Annotated in this window: 19 protein-coding genes; 14 read left to right on the top strand and 5 right to left on the bottom strand. The window is 69.1% G+C overall.

What is annotated here, in order from left to right; translation table 11 throughout:
* Nucleotides 1-2: 2 nt before the first annotated feature.
* The 3 genes from IPV09_RS07620 to IPV09_RS07630 are packed head-to-tail and all read left to right on the top strand — an operon-like array spanning nucleotide 3 to nucleotide 3,378.
* Nucleotides 3-392, top strand: coding sequence for a TadE/TadG family type IV pilus assembly protein (locus IPV09_RS07620; RefSeq protein ID WP_207474646.1), 390 nt, complete (start codon nucleotides 3-5; stop codon nucleotides 390-392).
* Nucleotides 389-814, top strand: a complete 426-nt coding sequence (locus IPV09_RS07625; RefSeq protein ID WP_207474647.1) for a hypothetical protein — start codon at nucleotides 389-391, stop codon at nucleotides 812-814. Before IPV09_RS07620 ends, IPV09_RS07625 begins: the two co-directional genes overlap by 4 nt.
* Nucleotides 811-3,378, top strand: a complete 2,568-nt coding sequence (locus IPV09_RS07630) for a LysM peptidoglycan-binding domain-containing protein (RefSeq protein ID WP_207474648.1) — start codon at nucleotides 811-813, stop codon at nucleotides 3,376-3,378. Before IPV09_RS07625 ends, IPV09_RS07630 begins: the two co-directional genes overlap by 4 nt.
* Nucleotides 3,379-3,389: 11 nt before the next feature.
* Here the strand turns inward: IPV09_RS07630 and IPV09_RS07635 are convergent, their stop codons facing one another.
* Both IPV09_RS07635 and IPV09_RS07640 read right to left on the bottom strand, forming a co-directional pair.
* Nucleotides 3,390-3,719 (bottom strand): hypothetical protein, encoded by a 330-nt coding sequence (locus IPV09_RS07635; RefSeq protein WP_207474649.1) that lies wholly within the window; start codon nucleotides 3,717-3,719, stop codon nucleotides 3,390-3,392.
* 166 nt (nucleotides 3,720-3,885) lie between these two features.
* Nucleotides 3,886-6,138: a catalase gene (locus IPV09_RS07640; RefSeq protein ID WP_207474650.1), complete on the bottom strand. Its 2,253-nt coding sequence runs from the start codon at nucleotides 6,136-6,138 to the stop codon at nucleotides 3,886-3,888.
* 320 nt (nucleotides 6,139-6,458) lie between these two features.
* On the opposite strand from IPV09_RS07640, the gene IPV09_RS07645 reads away from it, so the two are divergent.
* The 11 genes from IPV09_RS07645 to IPV09_RS07695 all read left to right on the top strand — a co-directional run bounded on the left by IPV09_RS07645 (nucleotide 6,459) and on the right by IPV09_RS07695 (nucleotide 18,402).
* Complete coding sequence (locus IPV09_RS07645; RefSeq protein WP_207474651.1) at nucleotides 6,459-8,816, top strand: nitric-oxide reductase large subunit; 2,358 nt, start codon at nucleotides 6,459-6,461, stop codon at nucleotides 8,814-8,816.
* A 3-nt stretch (nucleotides 8,817-8,819) separates the two neighbouring features.
* Nucleotides 8,820-9,539, top strand: a complete 720-nt coding sequence (locus IPV09_RS07650; protein WP_207474652.1) for a hypothetical protein — start codon at nucleotides 8,820-8,822, stop codon at nucleotides 9,537-9,539.
* Entirely contained in the window at nucleotides 9,527-10,324 is a 798-nt protein-coding gene (locus IPV09_RS07655) for an SPFH domain-containing protein (RefSeq protein WP_207474653.1), read from the top strand. The genes IPV09_RS07650 and IPV09_RS07655 overlap by 13 nt, the downstream gene beginning before the upstream one ends.
* Nucleotides 10,325-10,328: 4 nt before the next feature.
* Nucleotides 10,329-10,649: a hypothetical protein gene (locus IPV09_RS07660; protein ID WP_370590255.1), complete on the top strand. Its 321-nt coding sequence runs from the start codon at nucleotides 10,329-10,331 to the stop codon at nucleotides 10,647-10,649.
* A 100-nt stretch (nucleotides 10,650-10,749) separates the two neighbouring features.
* Nucleotides 10,750-11,583, top strand: a complete 834-nt coding sequence (locus IPV09_RS07665) for an undecaprenyl-diphosphate phosphatase (protein WP_207474655.1) — start codon at nucleotides 10,750-10,752, stop codon at nucleotides 11,581-11,583.
* A gap of 50 nt (nucleotides 11,584-11,633) precedes the next feature.
* Complete coding sequence (locus IPV09_RS07670) at nucleotides 11,634-12,215, top strand: winged helix-turn-helix domain-containing protein (RefSeq protein ID WP_207474656.1); 582 nt, start codon at nucleotides 11,634-11,636, stop codon at nucleotides 12,213-12,215.
* A 32-nt stretch (nucleotides 12,216-12,247) separates the two neighbouring features.
* Nucleotides 12,248-13,543, top strand: a complete 1,296-nt coding sequence (locus tag IPV09_RS07675) for an MFS transporter (protein WP_207474657.1) — start codon at nucleotides 12,248-12,250, stop codon at nucleotides 13,541-13,543.
* Between the two features lie 74 nt (nucleotides 13,544-13,617).
* Nucleotides 13,618-14,037: a rhodanese-like domain-containing protein gene (locus IPV09_RS07680; RefSeq protein ID WP_207474658.1), complete on the top strand. Its 420-nt coding sequence runs from the start codon at nucleotides 13,618-13,620 to the stop codon at nucleotides 14,035-14,037.
* 87 nt (nucleotides 14,038-14,124) lie between these two features.
* Nucleotides 14,125-17,076 (top strand): cation-translocating P-type ATPase, encoded by a 2,952-nt coding sequence (locus IPV09_RS07685; RefSeq protein ID WP_207474659.1) that lies wholly within the window; start codon nucleotides 14,125-14,127, stop codon nucleotides 17,074-17,076.
* Between the two features lie 87 nt (nucleotides 17,077-17,163).
* A complete protein-coding gene (locus tag IPV09_RS07690; RefSeq protein ID WP_207474660.1) occupies nucleotides 17,164-17,631 on the top strand; it encodes a hypothetical protein in 468 nt (155 codons plus the stop codon).
* Between the two features lie 135 nt (nucleotides 17,632-17,766).
* The gene (locus IPV09_RS07695) at nucleotides 17,767-18,402 is read left to right on the top strand and encodes a response regulator transcription factor (RefSeq protein WP_207474661.1); all 636 of its coding nucleotides are present in this window, start codon (nucleotides 17,767-17,769) and stop codon (nucleotides 18,400-18,402) included.
* Between the two features lie 73 nt (nucleotides 18,403-18,475).
* Here the strand turns inward: IPV09_RS07695 and IPV09_RS07700 are convergent, their stop codons facing one another.
* From IPV09_RS07700 to IPV09_RS07710, 3 genes are all read right to left on the bottom strand, one after another.
* The gene (locus tag IPV09_RS07700) at nucleotides 18,476-19,519 is read right to left on the bottom strand and encodes a glutathione synthetase (RefSeq protein WP_207474662.1); all 1,044 of its coding nucleotides are present in this window, start codon (nucleotides 19,517-19,519) and stop codon (nucleotides 18,476-18,478) included.
* Entirely contained in the window at nucleotides 19,519-21,501 is a 1,983-nt protein-coding gene (locus IPV09_RS07705) for a tyrosine/phenylalanine carboxypeptidase domain-containing protein (protein ID WP_207474663.1), read from the bottom strand. The genes IPV09_RS07700 and IPV09_RS07705 overlap by 1 nt, the downstream gene beginning before the upstream one ends.
* Nucleotides 21,502-21,588: 87 nt before the next feature.
* Nucleotides 21,589-22,833: an MFS transporter gene (locus IPV09_RS07710; protein WP_207474664.1), complete on the bottom strand. Its 1,245-nt coding sequence runs from the start codon at nucleotides 22,831-22,833 to the stop codon at nucleotides 21,589-21,591.
* Nucleotides 22,834-22,837: the final 4 nt, after the last annotated feature.

Genomic DNA, 22,837 nt, shown 5'->3' on the forward strand with positions numbered 1-22,837 from the left:
CCATGCTGGTCGGACGCCTGCCACTGCCCCCCTCAGCCCGGTCCGAGCGCGGGCTGAGCCAGTCGGTGCAGTGGGCCCTGCTGGCGCCGCTGATCGTGCTGATGATCAGCGGCATCGTGCAGGCGGCGGCCATCCTCCAGGCGCAGCAGGTGGCGAGGTCGGCGGCCATGGCCGGTGCCGAGGCCGAGGCCTGGTATCAGGCGCCGGCGGGCTCCGGGGGCGCCGTGGCGCAGCGGGCGGCCGTCGGTTCGGGGCTTCGTGACGTGACGGTCAGCGTGACTCGCTCGTCGGGCGTGGCCACTGTGACCGTCACCGGGTCAGCCGACCTGTTCCTCGACTTCGGTCAGGGACGGGTCAGCCGGACCGCGGTGATGCCCTTGGAGGTGCCATGACCGCCGGGCGGCGCGTCGTCCGTGGCCTCAGCCCCGCCCTCGAGGCGGTCCTGGTCATCCCCCTCATCGTGTTGCTGCTGGGGGTGATGACGGCCGGTTTCCGGCTCTGGCAGGGACGCACCGACATGGCACACATCGCCGGCGCTGCCGCCCGCGCCGCCAGCCAAGCCCGATCCACCGCTGAGGCGCGCCACCGCATCACCACCGTCGTGACGTCGAACCCGCTGCCCTGCGAGGACCCGGTCACCACCTCGAACCTGGCCGACTTCGCCAACCCCGTCGGCGTCCCGGGCCAGGTGAGCGTCACCATCACCTGCCGCGTCGGTCTCGCCGAGCTGCTGGTCCCCGGTCTGCCCGGCTCGCGACAGGTCAGCGGCAGCGGCAGTGCGCCACTGGACCCCTACCGGAAGAGAAACCCATGAGTCGCCTGCTGAAGGGACTGGTCGCGCTGCTCGCCCTGGCGGCTCTGTGTCTGGGCGCACCAGCGCTGCTGGTGGCGTTGGGCACACTCGACTTCTCCGGTCTGGCCACCCCGGGGTCCCCCGACGACGGTTCGCTGCTGGTGAGCATGGTCACCGCGGCCGGATGGGCCGCCTGGCTGTCCATCGTGGTGGAGGTGGCCACCGACCTGGCGTCAGGTCTCTCGCGGGGACGGTTCGGGTGGCGACCGACCACCGGCGCCTGGATTCGTCCGCTCACCTCGGCCCTGGTCGCCGCCGTCCTGGCGACGTCCTTGGCCAGGACCGGCTCCCCCGAGCCGGACGCCACCACGGTGCCGGTGTCGTCCGCCGCCGTGATGAACCCCCAGACGTCGCGAGCGGACACCCTGCCGGCCACGCCACCGACCCGGGTCCACGTCGTCCAGCCCGGCGAGGACTGGTGGGCGATCGCGGCGCAGGTACTCGGTGACGGCGCCCAGTGGCGCACCATCGCCGAGCAGAACCCCCGACTGGCCGGCGACATCCTGACTCCTGGCATGGACGTGCTCGTGCCCGCGGCACCCGCGGCGCACGAGGCACCGCCCCCGACGCCTGCTCGGGAGAGCACCGCCGGGTTCCGGCTCGTCACGGTCGTCGCCGGCGACTCCCTGTGGACGCTGGCACAGCGGTGGCTCGGCGACGGGCACCGCTGGCCCGAGATCGCCGCGGCGAACCCCGAGCTGATCGGTGATCCCGACCAGATCGAGATCGGCTGGGTGCTGAAGATTCCCTCGCCGGCGACCCGGACGGTGACCGCTGACCAAGCCCCCGGCCGGCCCGTCGGTGAACTTCCCGAGCCCGCTGCCGCGGACACCCGGCGCTCGGAACCCGCCTCGACCCCCGCCACACCGCCTGCGGTCAGCCAGCCGGACACGCCCGACGGCGCCACCACCACCGACCCGGTGCGGCTGGTCGCCGGTGGCATCACCGCGGCGCTGGCCGCCGGCATCGGGGCCGGGCTGGCCCTGCGGCGCCGTCAGCAGCTGGCATCCCGCGCACTGGGCCGACGAGTCGCCCATCCCGGGCCCGACGCGACCCGTTTTGCCACGGCCCTGGGACGTCTGTCGACGCAGGCGCAACCGCTGTGCCCGACGCCCACCAGCGTGCTGGTCGGTGAACATGAGGGGCGCAGCGTCCTGGTCGACCTGGGGGCCCAGCAGCTCACCGCAGTGGTGGCCGAGCCCGGGCTGGCGGTCGACCTGATCGGCGGCATGACCACCTCACTGGTGTGCGCTGACTGGTCGGCCGACGTGCTGGTCACCGTGGTGAGTGAACCGCTGGCCTGGGCGGCGGCCTTCGACCATCCGGCACTCACGGTGGTGGCGTCGGCGGACGAGGCGATCAGCAGCTGGGCAGCCACCGCCCGACGACGCCACGAGCACAGCTCCGCCGACGACGACAGCCCGTCCGAGGTTTACCTGTTCTGCGAGGAATTGCCGTCGAGCCAGCTGCGCCAGTTGGCGTCGACCGGTCACCCCAAGATGCACGCCGTGGTGGCCCAGCAGACGGCGGCCGCCGCGGAGACGTTGACCGTCACCGCGCAGGACGGCACCGTCTGGTCCAGCGGTCAACACTTCGTCCCCCAACTGTTGGGCGAGCCGGCCCGCCGGGCGCTGGTCGAGTTGCACGAGACCACCGACCCCTCGGCCACAGCCCCGGCACCGTGGTGGTTCGAGCCACCCGATCGGGTGGACCCGCCGACCCCGCTGATCAGCCTCGAAAGACCCGTCCTGCCCCCATCGACCCCGCACCACGACAACGAAGGAGTGAGGGTGACCGAGGCGCCGCACCTGTTGCTGCTGGGCCCCATCCATCTGGTCGGTGCGCGGGGGCCGGCACCCGCCCGGGCAGCCAAGCAGCTGATCGAGTACTGCGCCTGGATCCACGAGAACCCGGGCCGCTCCTCACCCCAGATGACCGCCTCGCTGCTGATCGCTGAGTCCACCCGCCGCTCAAACATGAGCCGCCTCCGGGCCTGGCTGGGGACCTCCCCCGACGGTGAGCCCTACCTGCCGGAGGCCTACACGGGGCGCATTGCGTTGCACCCGGCGGTCAGCAGCGACTGGGAGATGTTGCGCTTGAAGCTGGCCGGCGGGGTGAACCGGGCACCGAGCCAGGCGCTGGTCGACGGGTTGACCCTGGTCCGGGGCGCCCCCCTGGCCGATGCGGCACCCGGGCAGTGGCACTGGGCCGAGGAACTGCGCAGCGACATGATCTCGACGATCCGCGACATGGCCGTCGTGCTGGGACGCCGCGCCCTGCAGATCAGCGACCTGGACACGGCCCGGTGGGCGGTGCACCGGGGACTGCAGGCCGCCCCCGACGACGAACTGCTGATGGGGGTCAAGATCCGCTGCGAGCACCTGGCCGGCAACCGCCGCGAGGTCGAACGGATGGTGCTGCAGGTGACCCGGCAGGCCCGGCTGGTCGGCTCAGACCTGCACGAAGAGACGGTGGCGCTGCTGCAGGAGGTGATGGAGGGCCGCACCCGCAGCCAGCGGGCGTGACCCGCGGGGGGTCACTCCACCGATTGTTCGCAGTGGTCGCACCACCGGGTCGAGTACGGCACCTGCACGAAGCAGTTGGGGCACACCGGGGGACGCACTTCCTCGATTTCTGGCACCACGGCGACCGGGGCGGCGGCCGTCCATTGCGTGCTGGGCAGGTGCGCATTGCAGTAGTTCATCCACTGCCGACGGCCGGTCTTCTGGTGCCAGATGGCCGTCAGTTCCTCGGCAGGAACGAGCGCGGACTTCTTGCCGCACCGCGAGCAGTAGTGCATGGCATGTCGGCTGACCTGGCTGAAGGGGTACGGGGTCTCAACGTCGAGTTCGGCGGCAGTAGGCAATGTTCGAGAGTCACGCGGGCCAGGTTCCATAGTCCCCACGGTAGACCTGTGCGGCGGGCTGCCGAACCACTCTGCCCGCCTCGCCACGTGGACGTGCGCCCCGCTGCCCCATCCGGGCTGGCGCGACGCACGTCCTGTCCGTCCCCCCGGCTCACCGGGGAGGAGGTCATTTCTTCTTCGGCGTGGGCACCGCCTCGGCGCTTGGAGCGAGGTCGAAGCGTTGCCAAACCCGGTGGCTGGCCAGCAGGGTGGCCAGCTCCGCCACCGCCGTGGCCGCATCGGCGACCACCACCCCGGCAGCGTCGGCCGGCACCACAGCCGCGCTGAGCGCCGCAGCCGCCTCGTCGACGACGGCGATCGCCTTGCAGTGGCGGAACATCTCGGCGAGCATCTTCGCCACCCGCGGGTCCACCGGCTGCCCGTCGGTGGCCTGCCCGGCCTTCGCGTCAAAGGTGGGCACCGCATCCGGGGCCGGCACCGGGGCATCCAGCACCAGCACCGCATCGAACTCGATCGAGGCGGCCGTCAGGAAGGTCCGGTCGACCACGACACCGTCGACCTTGCCGCCCGCGGGTGCCGTCACGAACGGCAGCATCCCGGCAGCCATGACGGCGTCCCTGGCGGCGGTGATCTGCGCACCAGGGGTGTCGGCGTCGACCACCAGCGCCACCTTGCGCCCGGTGACCGGCCACGTCTGGCCCAGTTGCGAGAGCGCCGGGCTGGGCTGGAGGTCGCCGGCCGGCGGAGTCGTCGGCGCTGGCGCCGGCAGGCCCAGCCCGCGGGCGACGTCGGCGCACAGCTGGGCGTCGATGTTGGCCAAGCACTGCAGCTGGCGCAGCTTCACCGATTCCTCGTAGCACTTGCCCAGCTCAAAGGTGTAGGCACGGGTCAGGTGCTGGCGCTCCACCTCGGTCAGTGACGTCACGAACAGCGTCGCCTGGCTGTAGTGGTCCTCGAAGCTGGCCGGCCGGTCCCGGGTCTTGGTCGAGGCCGGCAGCGGCTGGGGCACGTCGATGAAGGCCGCATCCCCCTCGCCCGCCTCGGCCGGGTTGCCGCCGTCCAACGAGTTGGGCCGATACGGCGCCACCCCGCCATGGACGGCATGCTGGTGGAAACCGTCGCGGAACATGTCATTGACCGGGCACTGCGGCCGGTTGATCGGGATCTGGCTGAAGTTCGGGCCACCCAGGCGGGTGATCTGGGTGTCGATGTAGCTGAACAGCCGCGCCTGCAGCAGCGGGTCGTTGGTGACGTCGATGCCGGGCACCAGGTGCGCCGGGTTGAACATCACCTGCTCGGTCTCGGCGAAGAAGTTGATGGGCCGCCGGTTCAGCGTCATGGTGCCGACCACCTGCACCGGGCACAACTCCTCGGGCACGATCTTGGTGGGGTCGAGCAGGTCGATGCCCTGGTAGGTCTCCTCCTCGGTGTCGGGCATCACCTGCACCGCCAGGTCCCACATCGGGTAGGCGCCGGCGTCGATCGCGTCGTACAGGTCGCGGCGGTGGTAGTCCGGGTCGTTGCCGGCACTCAACTGGGTCTCCTCCCACACCTGGGAGTGGACGCCCTGGTGCGGCTTCCAGTGGAACTTCACCAGGCTGGTCTCACCGGCGTCATTGATCATCCGGAAGGTGTGGACCCCGAAGCCCTCCATCATCCGGTACGACAGCGGCACCCCGCGGTCCGACATCACCCAGGCGACGTGGTGCTGCGCCTCGGTGTGCAGCGAGACGAAGTCCCAGAAGGTGTCGTGGGCGCTCTGCGCCTGCGGAATCTCCCGGTCGGGTTCGGGCTTGACGGCGTGCACGATGTCGGGGAACTTGATGCCCTCCTGGATGAAGAAGACGGGCATGTTGTTGGCGACCAGGTCGTAGTTGCCCTCGGAGGTGTAGAACTTCGTGGCGAACCCGCGGGTGTCGCGCACCGTGTCCGAGGAGCCGCGGAAGCCCTGCACCGTGGAGAAGCGGACGAAGACCGGGGTCTCGACGCCCTTCTTGAGGAACGCCGCCTGGCAGATCTTCGAGGCCTTGCCGTTGGCGACGAACACGCCGTGGGCGCCGGTGCCGCGGGCATGCACCACCCGCTCGGGGATGCGTTCGTGGTCGAAGTGGGTGATCTTCTCGCGCAGGTGGTGGTCCTGCAGCAGGATGGGGCCCCGCGGCCCGGCCTTCAACGCCCGGTCGGTGGTCCGCAGCCTGGCACCTGTCGAGGTGGTCAGGAACTCCCCCTGCTGGGCCTTGGCCTCGGGTGGCAAGCCGGTCTCGGCGCCGGTGGGGGTGACCGTGGCCGGTCCCTGCTGGGACGGCTTCGGCGGCGGCGGCCCCACCGGGGCGGTGGGTTCGTCCACGCTGGGTGAGTCGACCCCGGGGCCGGGTGGAGGGGTCAACAGGTCGGGTTCAGTCGTCTTCTCAGGGGGCATGGCGGGGCTCCTCGTCGTCGGGCGATCCCCGAGGACCGTGCCCCGAGGTCGACTGGTGTGACGAAAATAGGGCAGAACGGCGCCGCCCCACCCGCTTCGGCGGACCAGCACACCCACAGGGGGGAGCCACGCCGCCGCCAGCGACTGTGACCGAGGTCACTAATAATCAACCCGAAACCCGAAAACACAGGAGCGTGCTTGCTAGCGTGCCCGCAAGGTGCCGACAAGCCCTGGTCGGACACCCTGGACCGGGCCGATCTGCTTCCGCGCGGGCTCCTCCCCTCCCCCTCTGACGGCAGGGCCGAGTGACAGGTGACCTCATGTCCCAGTACACCGAATCCGCGACCCCCACCGGCACCCCTGAGCGACCGTCCAAGATCATCATTTCGAAGGGATGGGTCCAGGGCGTCGCCCTGGTCCTGATCTTCGGCTTCCTGGTGATGGGCATCCTGGCCTACCGCACCTACACCGACTCGATGCCGCAACCCATCCGGGTGGTCGGCGAGGACGGCACCGTCGTCTACACCACCGACGACATCACCAACGGACAGGAGATCTTCCTGCGCCGGGGCCTGCAGCAGTACGGCTCGATCATGGGCCACGGCGGCTACCTCGGCCCCGACTACACCGCCGAGTACCTGCGGCTGTCCACCGAGTTCGTCACCGAGCAGCTGCGTAGCTCCGGTGCCGCCGACCCGCAGGCCGCGACCGTCGAGATGATGCGCACCAACCGGTACAACGAGACCTCGGGGGTGCTGACCCTGACCCCCGAGCAGGTGGCCGCCTTCGAGCACCTGCGGCAGCACTACGCCACCGTCTTCGGTGAGCCGACCACCAAGCACGGGCTGGTCCCGAACATGATCACCGACCCCGAAGAAATCCACGACGTCACCGCGTTCTTCGCGTGGACCGCGTGGGCCGCGGCGGCCGAACGTCCCGGCCACGACTACTCCTACACCAACAACTGGCCGCCGGAGAGCCGGGTCGCCAACACCCCCACCGCCGACATCCTGGTCTGGTCGGGCATGTCTTTGGTGGCGCTGCTGGCCGGTCTTGGTGCCCTGTTCGCGCTGTACGGACGCTGGAGCCGCAAGATCGGCTGGCACGGCAGCGAGGCACCGTCGTTGAGGTTCCTGCAGCCCGGGGACGTGAAGATCACCCCGTCGCAGAAGGTCACGGCCTGGTTCTTCCTGGTGGTGGCCGTGCTGTTCCTGCTGCAGGCCACCCTGGGGGCGGCCATCGAGCACTACCGGGCCGACCTGAGCAGCTTCTTCGGACTCGACCTGGCCCGGATCCTGCCGTTCAACCTGGCCCGCACCTGGCACGTCCAGTTGTCGCTGCTGTGGACAGCGGCCTCGTTCCTGGCCGCCGGCATCTTCCTGGCCCCGATCATCTCGGGACGAGAACCCCGCCGGCAGTCGTGGCTGGCCATCGGTCTGCTGGCGGCGCTGGCACTGGTGGTGGCCGGCACCCTGACCGGCACCGCGTTGAGCACCTTCGGCGTGGAATGGGCCGCCGGCTCCCCCTTCTTCGACCAGCAGTGGGAATACCTCGACCTGCCGCGGGTGTGGCAGGCGCTGCTGGTGATCGGACTGTTCCTGTGGATCGCCATCGTCTTCCGCGCAATCCGCTCCCGGTTGAAGACCGAGAGCAAGTTCAACATGCCGTGGCTGTTCTTCTACTCCGGTCTGGCCATCCCCGGCTTCTACGCCGTCGGCCTGCTGGCCGGCACCTCCTCACACCTGACCGTCGCCGAGTTCTGGCGGTTCTGGGTGGTGCACCTGTGGGTCGAGGACTTCCTGGAACTGTTCACCACCGTGATGGTCGCCTACATCTTCGTGATGCTGGGCGTGGTCCGCCGCAAGATCGCCATCCAGCTCATCTTCCTCGACGTCATCCTGTACTCCGCCGGCGGCGTGCTGGGCACCATGCACCACCTGTACTTCTCCGGCACCCCGGTCGAGCACATGGCGCTGGGTGCCTTCTTCTCCGCCCTCGAAGTGATCCCGCTGACCTTTCTGACGGTCGAGGCGTGGACCTTCCTGCAGCTGGGGGCCCGTCAGGAGTCGCGCAGCAGCGCCCCGTTCCCGCACCGGTGGGCGGTGATGTTCCTGGTCTCGGTCGGGTTCTGGAACTTCGTCGGCGCCGGCGTCTTCGGGTTCCTGATCAACCTGCCGGTCGTCTCCTACTTCCAGATCGGCACCGCGCTGACCGCCAACCACGCCCACGGCGCCATGATGGGCGTCTACGGGATGCTGGCGGTGGGGCTGGCCCTGTTCGCGCTGCGCTACATCATTGCCCGTGACCGCTGGCCCGACCGGCTCGCGAAGATCTCGTTCTGGTCGCTCAACATCGGTCTGGCCTGGATGGTGTTTGCCACCCTGCTGCCGCTCGGCGTCCTGCAGTTGTGGACCTCGGTCAACGACGGCTACTACGAGGCCCGCACGCTGGGCTACATCTCCCAGCCCGGCAACGCCATCCTGGAATGGCTGCGGATGCCCGGCGACGTGGTCTTCCTGATCGGCGGCATCCTGCCGTTCCTGTGGATCACCTGGTTGGGGGTGCGCCACGGCATCAAGGCCACCACCCACACGATGGAACCCGAGACCCTGTTCGTCGAGGAACACCCCCAGGCACGCCACGACCGCACCGGCGTCGGCGCGTCCCTGGAGGACTGAGCCATGGGCGACATGGACTCGGTCTCGATGACCACCTGGTTCGCGCTCGGCTACGCCCTGGTGCTGCTGGTCGTCGCCTACGGCATCGACACCATGTCGAGGCGGGCCGCGACCAACGTCGAGGAGCAGCGCCGCGGCGGTTTCGTCTACCACGCCGACCACGACGCCTGGGTGTGCCCGCAGGACCAGTGGCTGTGGCCGCAGTCCTTCGACCCGGACAACAGGGTGATGCGCTACCGGGGCAAGCCGTCGGTCTGCAACGCGTGTCCGGTCCACGACACCTGCACCACCTCCGACAGCGGACGGGAGGTGCAGCGCCAGGTCGACCCGTGGCCGGCCTCCGAGTCGGCCCGGTTCCACCGGGGCATCGCCTGCACCGTGGTGGTGCTGGCCGTGATGTGGCCGCTGGCCGCCGCCTTCGCGGCCAGCTCGGCGCTCGAGGTGGTGCTGGTGCTGGGCGGGGCGGTGCTGGTCCTGCTCGGCTCGGTGCCATTGTGGACGCACCTGGTCCGCAGCCCCGTCGACCCGGACGGCGTCCTGTTCCGGCAGGCCGACGACAACGAGGCCGACCGACTGGCGGCGGCGACCCAGTTGCGGTCGCGTCGCACCTCCTACCGGTCCGACCGGCTCGCCGTCGACCTCGTCCTGCAGCAGGCTCCGCACCGGACGACGGCCGAACAACCCACTGCGGAGCCGGTCAGGGGGTCCCGATGGAGGTCGTAGTCGTCGTCGCGGTCGTGGTGGTGGTGCTGGTGGCACTGCTGGTCTCGTCCCTGCGCATCATCCGCGAGTACGAACGTGCCGTCATCTTCCGGCTGGGGCGCCTCCGGGGGCCGCTGGGGCCGGGGGTGATCCTGCGGATACCAGGCCTGGACTCCCTGGTGCGTACCGACCTGCGGGTGATCACGTTGACGATCCCCCCGCAGGAGGTGATCACCCGCGACAACGTCACCGCCCGGGTGAACGCAGTGGTGCTGTTCAAGGTGGTCGACCCGGTGCGTTCGGTGATGGCGGTGGAGAACCATGCCGTGGCAACCTCGCAGATCTCGCAGACCACCCTGCGGTCGGTGGTCGGACGTGCCGACCTGGACACCCTGCTGGCGCACCGCTCCGACCTCAACGAAGACCTGCGCACCTCCATCGCCGCCCAGACCGCCCCGTGGGGCGTCGAGGTCGAGGTCGTCGAGATCAAGGACGTCGAGATCCCCGAGCTGATGCAGCGGGCAATGGCCCGCGAGGCCGAGGCCGAACGGGAACGGCGCGCCAAGGTGATCAGCGCCCACGGCGAACTGCAGGCAGCCGGGGAACTGCGCGACGCCGCCGCGATCCTGGCCCAGGCTCCCGGCTCGTTGCAGTTGCGCTACCTGCAGACCCTGCTGGAACTGGGCGCCGACCAGAATTCGACGGTGGTCTTCCCGCTGCCCATGGACATCGTGGCGCCCCTGCTGGCTGCCGCCGACAGCTTCATCCCATCGAAAGGTCTGAACAATGACGTCGCACGACACTGACACCGTGGCGACGGGTCCGTCACCACGGCCCGGACGCGGGATCGAACTGGAACCCCTCGCCCCCGGGGCGTGGACCCTGATCGTGGGCGTCTGCATCGCGGTGCTGGCACCCCTGTTCGGCTTCCTGATCGGGACCACCTTCGGACCAGGGGACGGCGAGGCGGTGCTGACCCCGATCTACCTCGGCCTGTTCCTGGGCGTGGTGGTCGGGGGGCTCGGGGTGCTGGTGGCCCTGTGGGGCGGGTGGCGCATCTTCCATCGCCGCCGCGACGACCGGATCGAGCAGTGGGAGGCGGCCGGGGACCTCGACAGCCCCGGGACCTAGACAGCTCAGTCCGCCGGGTGAGGCCCGGGCGTCCGCGTCGACCCCCGTTGCCCCACGGGCATAAGGTGATCTGCGGCAACCTCCTCACCTAAGGACTCACATGGGCTGGACTGAAGCGATCATCCTCGGCATCCTGCAGGGACTCACCGAGTTCCTGCCGATCTCCTCGAGCGCACACCTGCTGATCGCCGGCCAACTCTTCTTCGACGGCGACGCCGGTTCGGCGTTCACCGCCGTCACCCAGCTGGGGACCGAGACAGCCGTGGTGCTCTACTTCGCCAAGGACATCGCCCGCATCATCCGCCAGTGGTGCCTGTCGCTGGTCGGCAAGGTCGACCGGTCCGACCCCGACGCCAGGATGGGCTGGCTGATCATTCTGGGTTCCATCCCGATCGGTGTGCTGGGCCTGCTGCTGCAGGACTACATCGACCACACCTTCCGCAACCTGTGGATCACCGTCGCCATGCTGGCCGGGGTGGGGCTGCTGATCGGACTGGCCGACAGGCTGGCCCGGAACGAGAAGTCCCTCGACCAGCTCACCGTCAAGGACGGCATCCTGTTCGGCCTGGCCCAGGCGGCTGCCCTGATTCCCGGCGTCTCCCGCAGCGGCGGCACCATCGCTGCCGGTCTGGCCATGGGCTACAAGCGTGAGGCTGCCGCCCGGTACGCCTTCCTGCTGGCCATTCCCGCGGTGTTCATGTCGGGCCTGTACAAGCTCAAGGATGTGCCCGGCGACCCGCGCCTGTCCTGGGGGCCGCTGATCGTGGCCACCCTGATCGCCTTCGGCATTGGCCTGGCCGTCATTCATTGGCTGCTGAAGTACGTCAGCACCCATACGTTCAAGCCGTTCGTGGTCTACCGGCTGGTGCTGGCGGCCGTGCTGGCCGTCCTGCTGTTGACCGGCGCCCTGGACGCCGTGCCGCCGCTGAACTGAGGCGCCCCCGCCCCTTGACGTGACGGTCTGGATTGGCCGACCATACTGTGATGGCCGACCATACGAAATCACCGGACTATGACATGCCGGAGTCGCTGGAGCTCAGCACCCCCGAGCAGTACCGGGCGCTGTTCGAGCAGACCCGCACCGACATCGTGACCCTGCTGCTGGAGCGCGCCGCCACCACCTCGGAGCTCGCCCAGGCGCTGGGCAAGCCGAAGGGCACGATCGGGCACCACCTCAAGGTGCTCGCCGAGGCAGGCCTGGTGCACGTGGTGCGCACCGAACGCGTCCGGGCGCTGGAGGCGAAGTACTACGGACGCACCGCCCGCACCTTCTACTACCACCGCGTCGAGGATGCCCGTGGCGCCGAGCAGCGGATGCTCAGCCGCGCCTTGAACGAGGTCGCGTCCGTCCCCCCCGACGGCGACCATGTGCTGGGCGCCGGGCACCGGTATGCCCGCATCCCGGCCGAACGCGCCGAGCAGTGGCACCGGCGGATGGCCGACCTGCTGATCGAGTTCGGTGTCGAACCACGGGCCGGTGAAACCACCTACGGCCTGGTCTTCGCCATCTACCCCACCGACCGTCCCGCCATGGGCGGCGATCCGGACGAACCGGGGCCGCAATGACCCGGGCCGCCACGCACCGGACCCGTCCGGGGATGGGTGCCAACTACTGGCGGCTGTTCTCCTCCTCGACCCTGGCCAACCTCGGCGACGGGCTGATGGTGGTCGCCGTGATCTGGCTCGCGTCCTCGCTGACCCGTGACCCGACCACGATCGCGCTGATCGGTCTGGCCTCCCGGCTGCCGTGGCTGGTCTTCTCGCTGCCGGCCGGGGTGCTGGCCGACCGCTACGACCGTCGACTGCTGGTCGGGGCCATGGACGTGCTGCGCTGCCTGCTGATCGCCGGCTTCACGGTGTTGCTGTGGGCCAACCAGGACGTCCTTCCCACCCCGGAGCAACTCGCGGCCGGTGCGCCACCGCCCGCCGCGGCCACACCCTTGTTGTGGGCCCTGGCCGGTCTGGTACTGCTGCTGGGCTTCGCTGAGGTGGTCCGCGACAACACCGCCCAGACCCTGATGCCCGCCGTCGTCGACAAGGCGCTGCTGGAACGCGCCAACAGCCGCATGTGGGGGGCCGAGATGACGATGAACCAGTTCATCGGTCCGCCTCTGTCGGGGGTGCTGGTCGCTGTCGCCGTGGCCATTCCGTTCGGCATCAATGCCGCACTGCTGGGGTTCTGCGCGGTGATGGTGTTCTCGCTGCGGGGCAGTTTCAGCTCCCACAATGGTGCCGACAAGCGCATCAACTGGCGCCACGAGATCGGCGAGGGCCTGGCCTGGTTGTGGCGGCATCCGCTGCTGCGCGCCCTGGCGATCTCGCTGGGCATGATGAACATGGCCAGTTCGCTGTCGGGGGTCGTCTTCATCCTCTTCGCCCAGGAGGTGCTGGGGCTGTTCGAGGGCTGGAAGTACGGCCTGCTGATCAGCGGTGCCGCCGTCGGCTCGGTGCTGGCCACGCTGTTCGCCGACCGCATCGCCGCCCGTGTCGGTGGCGCTCGCGCCCTGGTCGCCACGATCATCGTCATGGGGGTCACCCTGGCGGTGACTGGACTGGTCTCCCACGCGGCACTGGTGTGGCTGGCGCAGGTGCTGTCGGGGATGGCGGTGCTGGTGTGGAATGTGATCACCGTGTCGCTGCGGCAGCGGATCATCCCCAACCACCTGCTGGGCCGGGTGAACTCGGCCTTCCGCTTCTTCGGCTGGGGCACCATCTCGATCGGACTGCTGCTGGGCGGCCTGCTGGTCAGCGCACTGGAACCGGGCCTGGGCCGTGAATGGGCACTGCGCTCCTCGTTCCTGGTGGCCGGTGCCCTCTACGGGCTGGTGCTGTTCTATGCCAGGCCGCGGCTGACCCAGTCACGCCTCACCGCGGCGGCCGCCGACGCCGAGTGACCAAGCAACTGAGTGACCAGGCGTCTCGGCACCCCCTAGGCTGGTGGCCCCAACCCCTTCCGTGGAGGTCACCGATGCCCACCCGCGCCCCCGGCACTCCCCTGCCGACCAACTCCCAGGCCCTGGTGTCCGCGGCCAACGAGCGCGTCCAGACCATGGACCAGGACAGCGCCCGGGCGCTGCTGGACGACCCCGGCTGGCTCTTCGTCGACATCCGCGACCCGCGCGAACTGGCCAAGCTGGGCACCATCCCGGGAGCGTTCCGGGCGCCGCGGGGCATGCTCGAGTTCTGGGTCGACCCCGAGAGCCCCTACTACAAGCCGGCACTGGACGACGGCCGGCGACTGCTGCTGTTCTGCGGCTCCGGCTGGCGTTCGGCGCTGTCGGCGGCCGCCCTGCAGCAGATGGGACGCGACGACGTCGCCCACCTCGAGGGGGGTTTCAGCGCCTGGAGCGCCGGCGGCGCCCCGGTGGAGCAGGTCGACACCCGCTGAGGATCAGCACCGTGGTCGAATTCGTCCACCCGGCCGCAGCGTACGGTGGTAGCACCAACCCCCAGCGTGCCAGGAGTGCGAAGAGCGTTGAACGCCACCGGAAATGAACCCGACGCCGTCGACAGCCGCCACGACACCTCCCCGGACGCCCCGGGCACGGACGCCCCGGGCACGGGCGCCCCGGGCACGGACTGGACCCAACACGATGCCTCGCAGGTCCTCCACCGCTTCCGGACCGACCCCGAGGTGGGTCTGACCAGCGCGGAGGTGACCACCCGACGCCAGCGCCATGGCAGCAACGAACTCGTCAGCGCCGGCCCGGAGCCGGGCTGGAAGAAGTTGCTGCGACAGTTCGCCGACCCGCTGATCTACCTGCTGCTCGCCGCCATCGTCATCTCGGTGGTGGCGTGGCTGGCCGAGGGCAGCCATGGTGTCCCGGTCGACGCCATCGTCATCCTGGCCATCGTGGTGGCCAACGCGATCCTCGGCTACGTGCAGGAGTCCAGGGCCGCCGACGCGGTCGCCGCACTGCAGAAGATGGCCTCGGTCACCGCGACCGTCGTCCGTGACGGGCAGACGCAGCGGGTGCCGGCCGCCGACCTGGTGCCCGGTGACGTCCTGCTGCTCAGCGAGGGCGACTCCGTCGGCGCCGACGGGCGGCTGTTGACCTCTTCGTCCCTGCAGATCGCCGAGGCGGCGCTGACCGGGGAGTCGTCCGCGGTCACCAAGTCGCCGACCACCCTCGCCGAGAGGGTGCCGCTGGGCGACCGCAGGAACATGGTGTTCAAGGGCACCGCCGTCACCCAGGGGGTCGGCCGGGTGGTCGTCACCGGCACCGGCATGGACACCGAGATGGGCCACATCGCCACACTGCTGGCCGACACCGAGCAGGAGCCCACCCCGCTCAGCAAGGAAATCGACGCCATCGGCAAGACCCTGGGCATCGCCGTGGTCGTGATCGCGCTGGTCGTCATGGTCGCCATCGCGCTGACCAGCGGCATCAGCTCGGTGCAGGGCGCCGTCGACGTGTTGCTGGTTGGCGTCTCACTGGCCGTGGCGGCTGTCCCCGAAGGGCTGCCAGCCATCCTGTCGGTGGTCCTGTCGATCGGGGTGCAGGCCATGAGCAAGCGCAATGCGATCGTCAAGAACCTCAGTTCGGTCGAGACCCTGGGCTCGGCGTCGGTGATCGCCTCGGACAAGACCGGCACCCTGACCCGCAATGAGATGACCATGGTCAAGGTGCGTTCCCGCTCGGGCGAGTCGCGGGTCACCGGTGTCGGCTACGCCCCGGACGGTGCCGTCATCCTGGACGACACCCCGCTGCTGGACACCGACCCCGAACTTGACCTGCGCGAAGAGGACATCGTGGTGCTCTCGGGCGGCACGCTCGCCTCTGATGCCGAGATCCGCCAGGACGAGGAGGGAAACTGGCAGGTCATCGGTGACCCCACCGAGGCCGCATTCGTGGTCGCCGAACAGAAGGCCGGCCTCGCCGAACGACGCCGCGAGCGCTTCCACCGCATTGGCGAGGTGCCGTTCACCAGCGAACGCAAGATGATGTCGGTGGTCGTCGCCGACCACGAGCATCCCACCGCCTCACGGCCCGACGGACACCCGGTGCTGGTCGCCAAGGGCGCCCCCGACGTGCTGCTCGGCAAGTGCACCCGCTACCGCGAGGGTCTCGAGGTGCACCCGCTGACCGCCGAGAATGTCCAGGCCGTGCACGACGACGTCTCGTCCATGTCGTCCCAGGCCCTGCGCACTTTGGCGGTGGCCTACCGTGACCTCAGCGCCGGTGAGTTCGAGCAGTACCTGCGCCCCGACGGCACCTTTGACTCCGAGGCGGGCCTCGAACTCGAGCGCGACCTGATCTTCGTCGGCACCGTCGGCATCATCGACCCGCCCCGCACCGAGGCCGCCGACGCCATCGCCGAGGCGCATCGGGCCGGCATCCGGGTGATCATGATCACCGGTGACCACCCCGACACCGCCCTGCGCATCGCCCAGGACCTTGGCCTGGCCGCCGACGGGGACCGCAGCCTCTCCGGTGCCCAACTCGACGAACTCAGCGCCGAGCAGTTGCGTGAGGACGTCAAAGAGGTCTCCGTCTACGCCCGGGTGGCCCCCGAGCACAAGCTGCGGATCATCCAGGCCTTCCAGGACAACGGCCAGATCATCTCGATGACCGGTGACGGCGTCAACGACGCCCCGGCCCTGAAGAAGGCCGACATCGGTGTGGCGATGGGCATCACCGGCACCGAGGTCTCCAAGGAGGCCGCGTCGATGATCCTGACCGACGACAATTTCGGCACCATCGTGGCGGCCGTACGCCAGGGCCGGGTGATCTTCGGCAACATCCGCAAGTTCCTGCGCTACCTGCTCTCGTCGAACATGGGCGAGGTCTTCACGATGTTCTTCGGGGTCGTCTTCGCCGGGGCCCTGGGCCTGACCGGGCACGGCGAGGCGATGGTGGTGCCGTTGCTGGCCACCCAGATCCTGTGGATCAACCTGATCACCGACTCCGCCCCCGCGCTGGCCATGGGCGTCGACCCCGAGACCGACGACGTGATGGCCGACAAGCCGCGCAAGGCCACCGAACGAGTGGTCAACGCCCAGATGTGGTCGGGCATCGTCCAGATCGGTCTGGTGATGGCCATCGTCACGCTGGCGGCCCTCGAGCTGTACCTGCCGCGCGGGTTGCTCGCCGGCTCAGAGTCGGTGGAAACGGCCCGCACCGCAGCCTTCACCACCCTGGTCTTCGCCCAAATGTTCAACGCGTTGAATTCGCGTTCGGAACACACCTCGGCCTTCCACAAGATGTTCACCAACACGTGGCTGTGGTTGGCGATCGCCTTCGGCGCCCTCACCCAGGTGCTGGTCGTCCACGTGCCCTTCCTGCAGGATGCCTTCGACACCACCGCCCTCACCGTCGGGCAGTGGCTGACCTGCCTGGGGCTCGCCTCGGTGGTGCTGTGGTACGACGAGGTGCGCAAGCTGGCCATTCGCGCCCGGACGAAGCGCTCCCGGGAAAGGGCCTGACGGGGGCGGGGCTGGCCCGGTGGTCATCCGTTCGAATTATGTGGAGTTGGTCTCAGGAGGCCACGAACATTTGGCATGATAGGGCGCGTGCAATATTACCTAGCCCGCAAGTCGCCCTGGAAGGCGATCGCGTGGGTGGCCGTGGGCGTGGCCTGCTGCATTTTCTTTGGCGGCGAGCTCTATTCCCTGCTGGCCGCCAACGGGATCGCCCGGTGGCTGGCTGCGGCGGCGTCCATCGTCGTGGGGCTTGGCGTGCTGGTACTGACCGCCTGGCTGGGCAGCGACATGGTGACCAAGCTGGAACTCGACAGTGAGCGCCTGCGGGTCAGCAAGCCATTTTCTCGTTCCCGCGTGCATTCGCTGCGCGACCACCGTTTCACGATCATTCATTCCGACGTCGAGAACCCCAATGAGGTGCTGTTGCACGCTGAGGGTCCCGGCGGACAGTCGCGCTACGTCCTGAAGTTCGGCCAGCCGACCAACGCAGAATTCGTCGATCGTCTCGTCGCCAGCCGCAGCGTCGTCGACGACCATTCGGGCCTGCGCCGCTCCTGACCCTGGATTGAGGACGCACCGCTCCTAGGTGGCGCAATCGCCCGGCGCGGGGCGTCAAGAGTCGCCGTACTCGGGGGCGGCTATCGAGGGGGTCAACGTCTTCCCGGCCGAGGGGCGCTGGGACAGTGGGGTGGCATGCATGAGCCCCTCACCGTCGCGCTCGCCGATGGCTACCCGCTGGTGTCGCACGGACTGCGCCGGATGCTGTCGCCCTACCGGTTCAGGGTACGCGTGGTGGAGTTGGCCACCGACTCGTCCGCAGCGCAGCCGGTTGACCTCGTTCTGTATGACCCCGTCGGTCCCGGGAGGGGCGCGGAGAGGGTCCGGGCCCTGGTGCGGCACCCGTCAGTGAAGTCCCTGGTGTTGTACACCTGGACCCCCGAGTCGCCGGTGGTGGCCGAGGGACTGCAGGCCGGCGCGGTGTGGATGCTGTCCAAGGCGCTGGGGGCAGCGGCGCTGGTGGAAACCCTGGAGAAAATCCATGCCGGTGAACGACCGGCCGCGCGATCCAGCGCGGGGCTCATCGAGGGCGCGGATCCAGCAGCTGCGAATGTCGCCGGCTTCGGGCACCTGACCGGCCGCGAGGTGGACGTCCTGACGCTGATCACCCGAGGACTGACCAATACGGAGATCGCTGCCGAGCTGTACCTCACCCCCAACTCGGTGAAGTCCTACATCCGCAACGCCTACCGCAAGATCGGGGTGGCTCGTCGGTCCCAAGCCGTCGCCTGGGGCATCACCCACCGTTTGGGTGAGGACATCCGACCCTGATCCTGGTCGCCACCATGATCATTACCTCGACGACGGCGAGGTCGCCAGGGTCGCGGCGACGACCCTGACGGGCTCAGAGCGTCGCCAGATTGCGGTTGGTCAGTCCGCCGCCGTAATGCCTGCGCACGCCGACCTTGCGCTCCAGATCGTGGATGACGGCCTCGGCAAAATTCTCCCCGTACAGTTTCTGTGAGATCCCCAGGCCGCCCGGTGAAAAGACATTCACCTCCATCAACTTGTCGCCCACGATGTCCAGTCCCACCAGGAACATGCCGTCGGCCACCAGTTTCGGTCGCACGATTTCGGCGATCTCCAGCATCTTGTCGGTGACCTGCTCGGGCACGACCTGACCACCGGCCGACACGTTGGAGCGCATGTCCTGGGAGTCATTGCGACGACGGAACGCGGCATATTTTCCGTTGACCTGGAGCGGCACACCGTTCATCAGCCACAGCCGCACGTCACCGTGGGCAGCCTCGGGCAGGTACTCCTGGGCCACGACGTAGCCATCGCGGGCGATGGCCTCGATGATCTGGTTCAAGTTGGGTGATTCCTCGGAATTGACCAGGAACACGCCTGACCCGCCCGAGCCCTGCAGCGGCTTGAGCACCGCCTTGCCACCCAGTTCGCCGACAAAGGCCTGGAGGCGGTCGAGGTCGCGAGAGATCAGGGTCTGCGGCCGCACTGCCTCGGGGAAGTGCTGGAAGTAGGCCTTGGAAAGGGCGTGGGCCAGGCTGCTCGGGTCATTGACGACCAGCACGCCCGCCTTGGCCATCAGGTGTCCGAAGGCGACGCCGGCATTGTTGGCCCACGGCTGGTCGGCGGCGTCCACCGCCGGGTCGCTGCGCAGCATGACGACGTCGAACTCGCCAATGTCGATGACCTTGTCGCGTTCGGGCACCTGGACGTCCTTGAGGAAGCGTTCCAACGAGCGGTAGCTCTTCTCACCGGCGGTGCGCCCGTGGGCCGCCAGGCGTCCGTCGGCCTCGTAGATGAAGTCACCGATGCCAATCAGGTAGGCTTGGTGGCCCATGGTGTGCGCCTGCATCGCGAGGCGGGTAGTGCTGTAGCCGGCCTGCTCGGTGGCCACGTCGTTGACGACGAATCCGATCTTCATCAATTGCCTTCCTGGAAAATGTGGATGAGTGAGTCTGCGGCTGCTGCGCGCTCGATGCGCGTCCGGGCCTGGGGGTCGGACAGGTAGTGGGGACACACCCTCGGCTCGTTCAGCACCCCTCGGTGCCACAAGTCCTCGACCAGTGGCAGGTCGCTGAGGCTGAACTTGCCCAGCCACAGCAGGTCGAGGGTGCCGCCGTTGCCCACGTGGTTGAGCAGGTCGATGAGGCCACGCAGGTAGACCGCGTCCTTGGTGAGTCCCCCCGAACGGAAGGCCCGCATGGTGGTCGTGAACGCGGTGCCCCGAGGAAGGCCGGACTCGATCAGGTGCTGGTAGCAGTCCTGGAAGTCGGCGCCGTCAACCATCCGGTGCACCGTGACCACCCGCGCGGCCAGGGTGCGCAGCCGTCCGGCCGTCAGCCCGCCACACGCGATCTCGGCCAGCACGGCCAAACCCTCCTGGGTTTCGTCATAGCCGGCCAGACCTGCACCCAGCACCTTCAGCGGCTGGGCAATGCCGTTGGCCCGGGTGACCAGGTGGGTGCCGACCTCATGCTGGATCAAGGCGTTCGCGCGCCGCGTCTCGACCCTCGTCGTCGGTGGGATGACCAGGGTGTCGCCTTGCACCATCACCACGGCGGCGTGTTCGGCGATCTCGGCGTGCATGGTGAGCTGGTCGTCAATGGTGCGGTAGTGGTCGACCTCTGTCTGGGCGCGTTCAAGGAATGCCTCGGCGTCGAGGTAGGAAGGCTCCGGCGGCGCGTCGGGCACCCACTCCAGCATGGCCTCGGCGCGCTGGCGCACGATGGGCGAGATGCTGCCGTACAACTCGATGGACAGGGGCAGGAAGTCCGCTGTGTCGCGGGCACGCAGCATCTCGACCTGCAGTTCCAGCTCGCGGTGCTTGCGCGCCAGCAGTTGGTGCACCATCGGGTCCTGTACCCGGCTGACGTCGATCTGCCCCAGTTCTGCCTCCACGACGTCGGGATCGACCTCCAGTTCGGAGTACGTGAACCGGGGGGTCGCGAAGGCATCGAAGAAGGCTCGTCGGGCATCGAGGACGTTGTTGGGCGTCAATGCGCTCAGGAACTCGAAACTCGTCGAGACCTGCGCGATCTGGTGGTCAACGGCCCGGTCATCGGCCGACAGGGGGTTGCTGCCCCGCCTGACCGACTCTCCCTGGTGGGTACCACGAGCAGCCAGGACATCGGCCAGCGTGTCGGCGGTCCTGCCCAGTGCCTGGGCCAGGTCGGCGATGACCTGTCTGTCGGGCTGGCCGGTCCACTCATCCATGTAGATCTTCTTGAACTCGATGGCCAGCGCGCACCCGGTCTGCGGGTAGCGCTCGTGAACCCAGCGGCACAGCTCGGCACCCCGGAACTTGACGTTCTCACGGACATCGAGTGGTTCGCCGGCGATGGTCGCCTGGGACATCGTGGCGGTGAACGCCTCGACCACATCGGCCCACCTGGAGCGGTCCATCGACCCGGTGCCGAGGTTGACCATGGGGTTGTCCACCGCGGGTTCGGGGTCGGTGTCCGGGCCTGGGCGCCGGTGGTTGTAGGAGTGCACGTCCAGCACCACGAACGGGCCGCGTGCGGCCACCCGGTCCAGACGTTCTGCCAGCGCCGCGTAGAACTGCTCGTGCTGGGCCCGCGACCTCTGCGCCACCTCTGGGGGCAGCTCCTGGTCTCGCCAGACCTGCATGCCCCAGGACTGTTCTGGAGTGGCGTAGACCGCGTCGGCGGGATCCCGGTTGAGGTCCACCTCGAACCGGGATCGGTGCACCACGACCTGGTCGGGTATGGCAGCGCCCAGCCGGTCGGTGAACGGATCCTCCTCACGCAGCCGATCATCCTCGTCCAGCACCATGAGTTCAGCGACCTCTGGACGCAGGTCATGTCCGGCGTGAATGGCGGTGGCGACGACGTGGGAGGTCCAGTCGCCGCGGAACGTGAAGGGCGTCTGGTCGGTGGATTCCATAGCCATTCACCCTATGGGCCGTGGGATGCGCCTGAGCCGATGGTGGGAAACCCGCCTGGCCCCGTCAAGCCGCGTGCCACAGGCGGATCAGGCGCGCGACCGGCGCCCTCGTCCGACCACCGTGTTGGCCACCCCGGCCACGGTGACCACCACGGCAGCCACCAGCGGCGCCCACATGGCCGGCATGGCCCCGTAGCGTTCGCCCAGGGCACCGGTGGCCGCCGAGGACAGTGACTGGCCCACGATCACCGCCGAGCCGAGCATCGTCATGGCGGTCGCCGATCGTCCTCGCGGGCTCAGCCGCACCCCGAGGCCGAACAGGGTGACCAGGGTCGGGCCCACCCCGCAACCGGCCACCAGCAGGGCGATCACGATGCCGGTCAGGTTCAGCCCGGCCAGGGCGTATCCGACGGCGGACAGCAGCATCACCACGGCGAAGCTCGTCCAGCGGGCGGCCAGGGTGAACCCCGGCGGCAACCACATCACCCCGAGCGCGAACACTGCCGAGCCGAGACCCATGGCGCCGTAGACGATGCCGGCGGACTCCGGCGAGCCGAGCTCGCCCATGGTGGCGGTCAACGACGTCAACGAGGCACCGAAGAACATGCCCACCCCGAACGTGCCGAGCACCGCCAGCAGCAGCCCGGGGGCGAACAGTTCCCGCACGGGTGCCACCGCGGCAGGGTCCGCGTCCGGGTCGGTGCCGACGGGGGCACTGGGGTGCAGCGCGAAGGCGGTGACGAAGATGGCCGACAGGGCCGCGGCCAGCACCAGCGGTGCCGCCGGGTGCACCAGGGCCGCCACCAGGCCGACCAGCACCGGGCCGATGACGAAGTTGATCTCGTCGGCCATCGACTCGTAGGCCATCGCACCATTGAGCGCACGTTCGCGTCGCTCGATCGGGGCACGGGTCAGGATGATCTGGCCGAGCCGGGTGCGCGACATGGGTCCCACTTGCGGCGCGAAGGCGCCGATCGCCGCCGCGGTGCCCAGGATGGCAAGGTCGGGCAGGGGACTGTAGGCCACCCAGGCCAGGACCACCAGCAGGGCTCCGCTGATCAGCGCCGAGATCACCAGCACGGGTCGCTGGCCGAAGCGGTCGGCGGCCGCGCCGAGCAGGGGCCCGCACAGCGCGGTGCCGATGCCCACGGCCGCCGCCGCGGCCCCGCCCAGGGCCAGCGAGTCCCGGGCGGACACGACCAGGGTCAGGTTGCCGACGACCATCATGGCGTAGGGCAGTCGGGCCATGAACGCGATGGGGAAGAACCAGAAGCCGATGGCCGCCACCACGCCGGAGCGGGAGCGATGCGTAGGGCTGCTGGGCTGGGTCACCTCG

This window comes from Tessaracoccus sp. SD287 (assembly GCF_017355265.1).
Classification (GTDB): Bacteria; Actinomycetota; Actinomycetes; order Propionibacteriales; family Propionibacteriaceae; genus Aestuariimicrobium.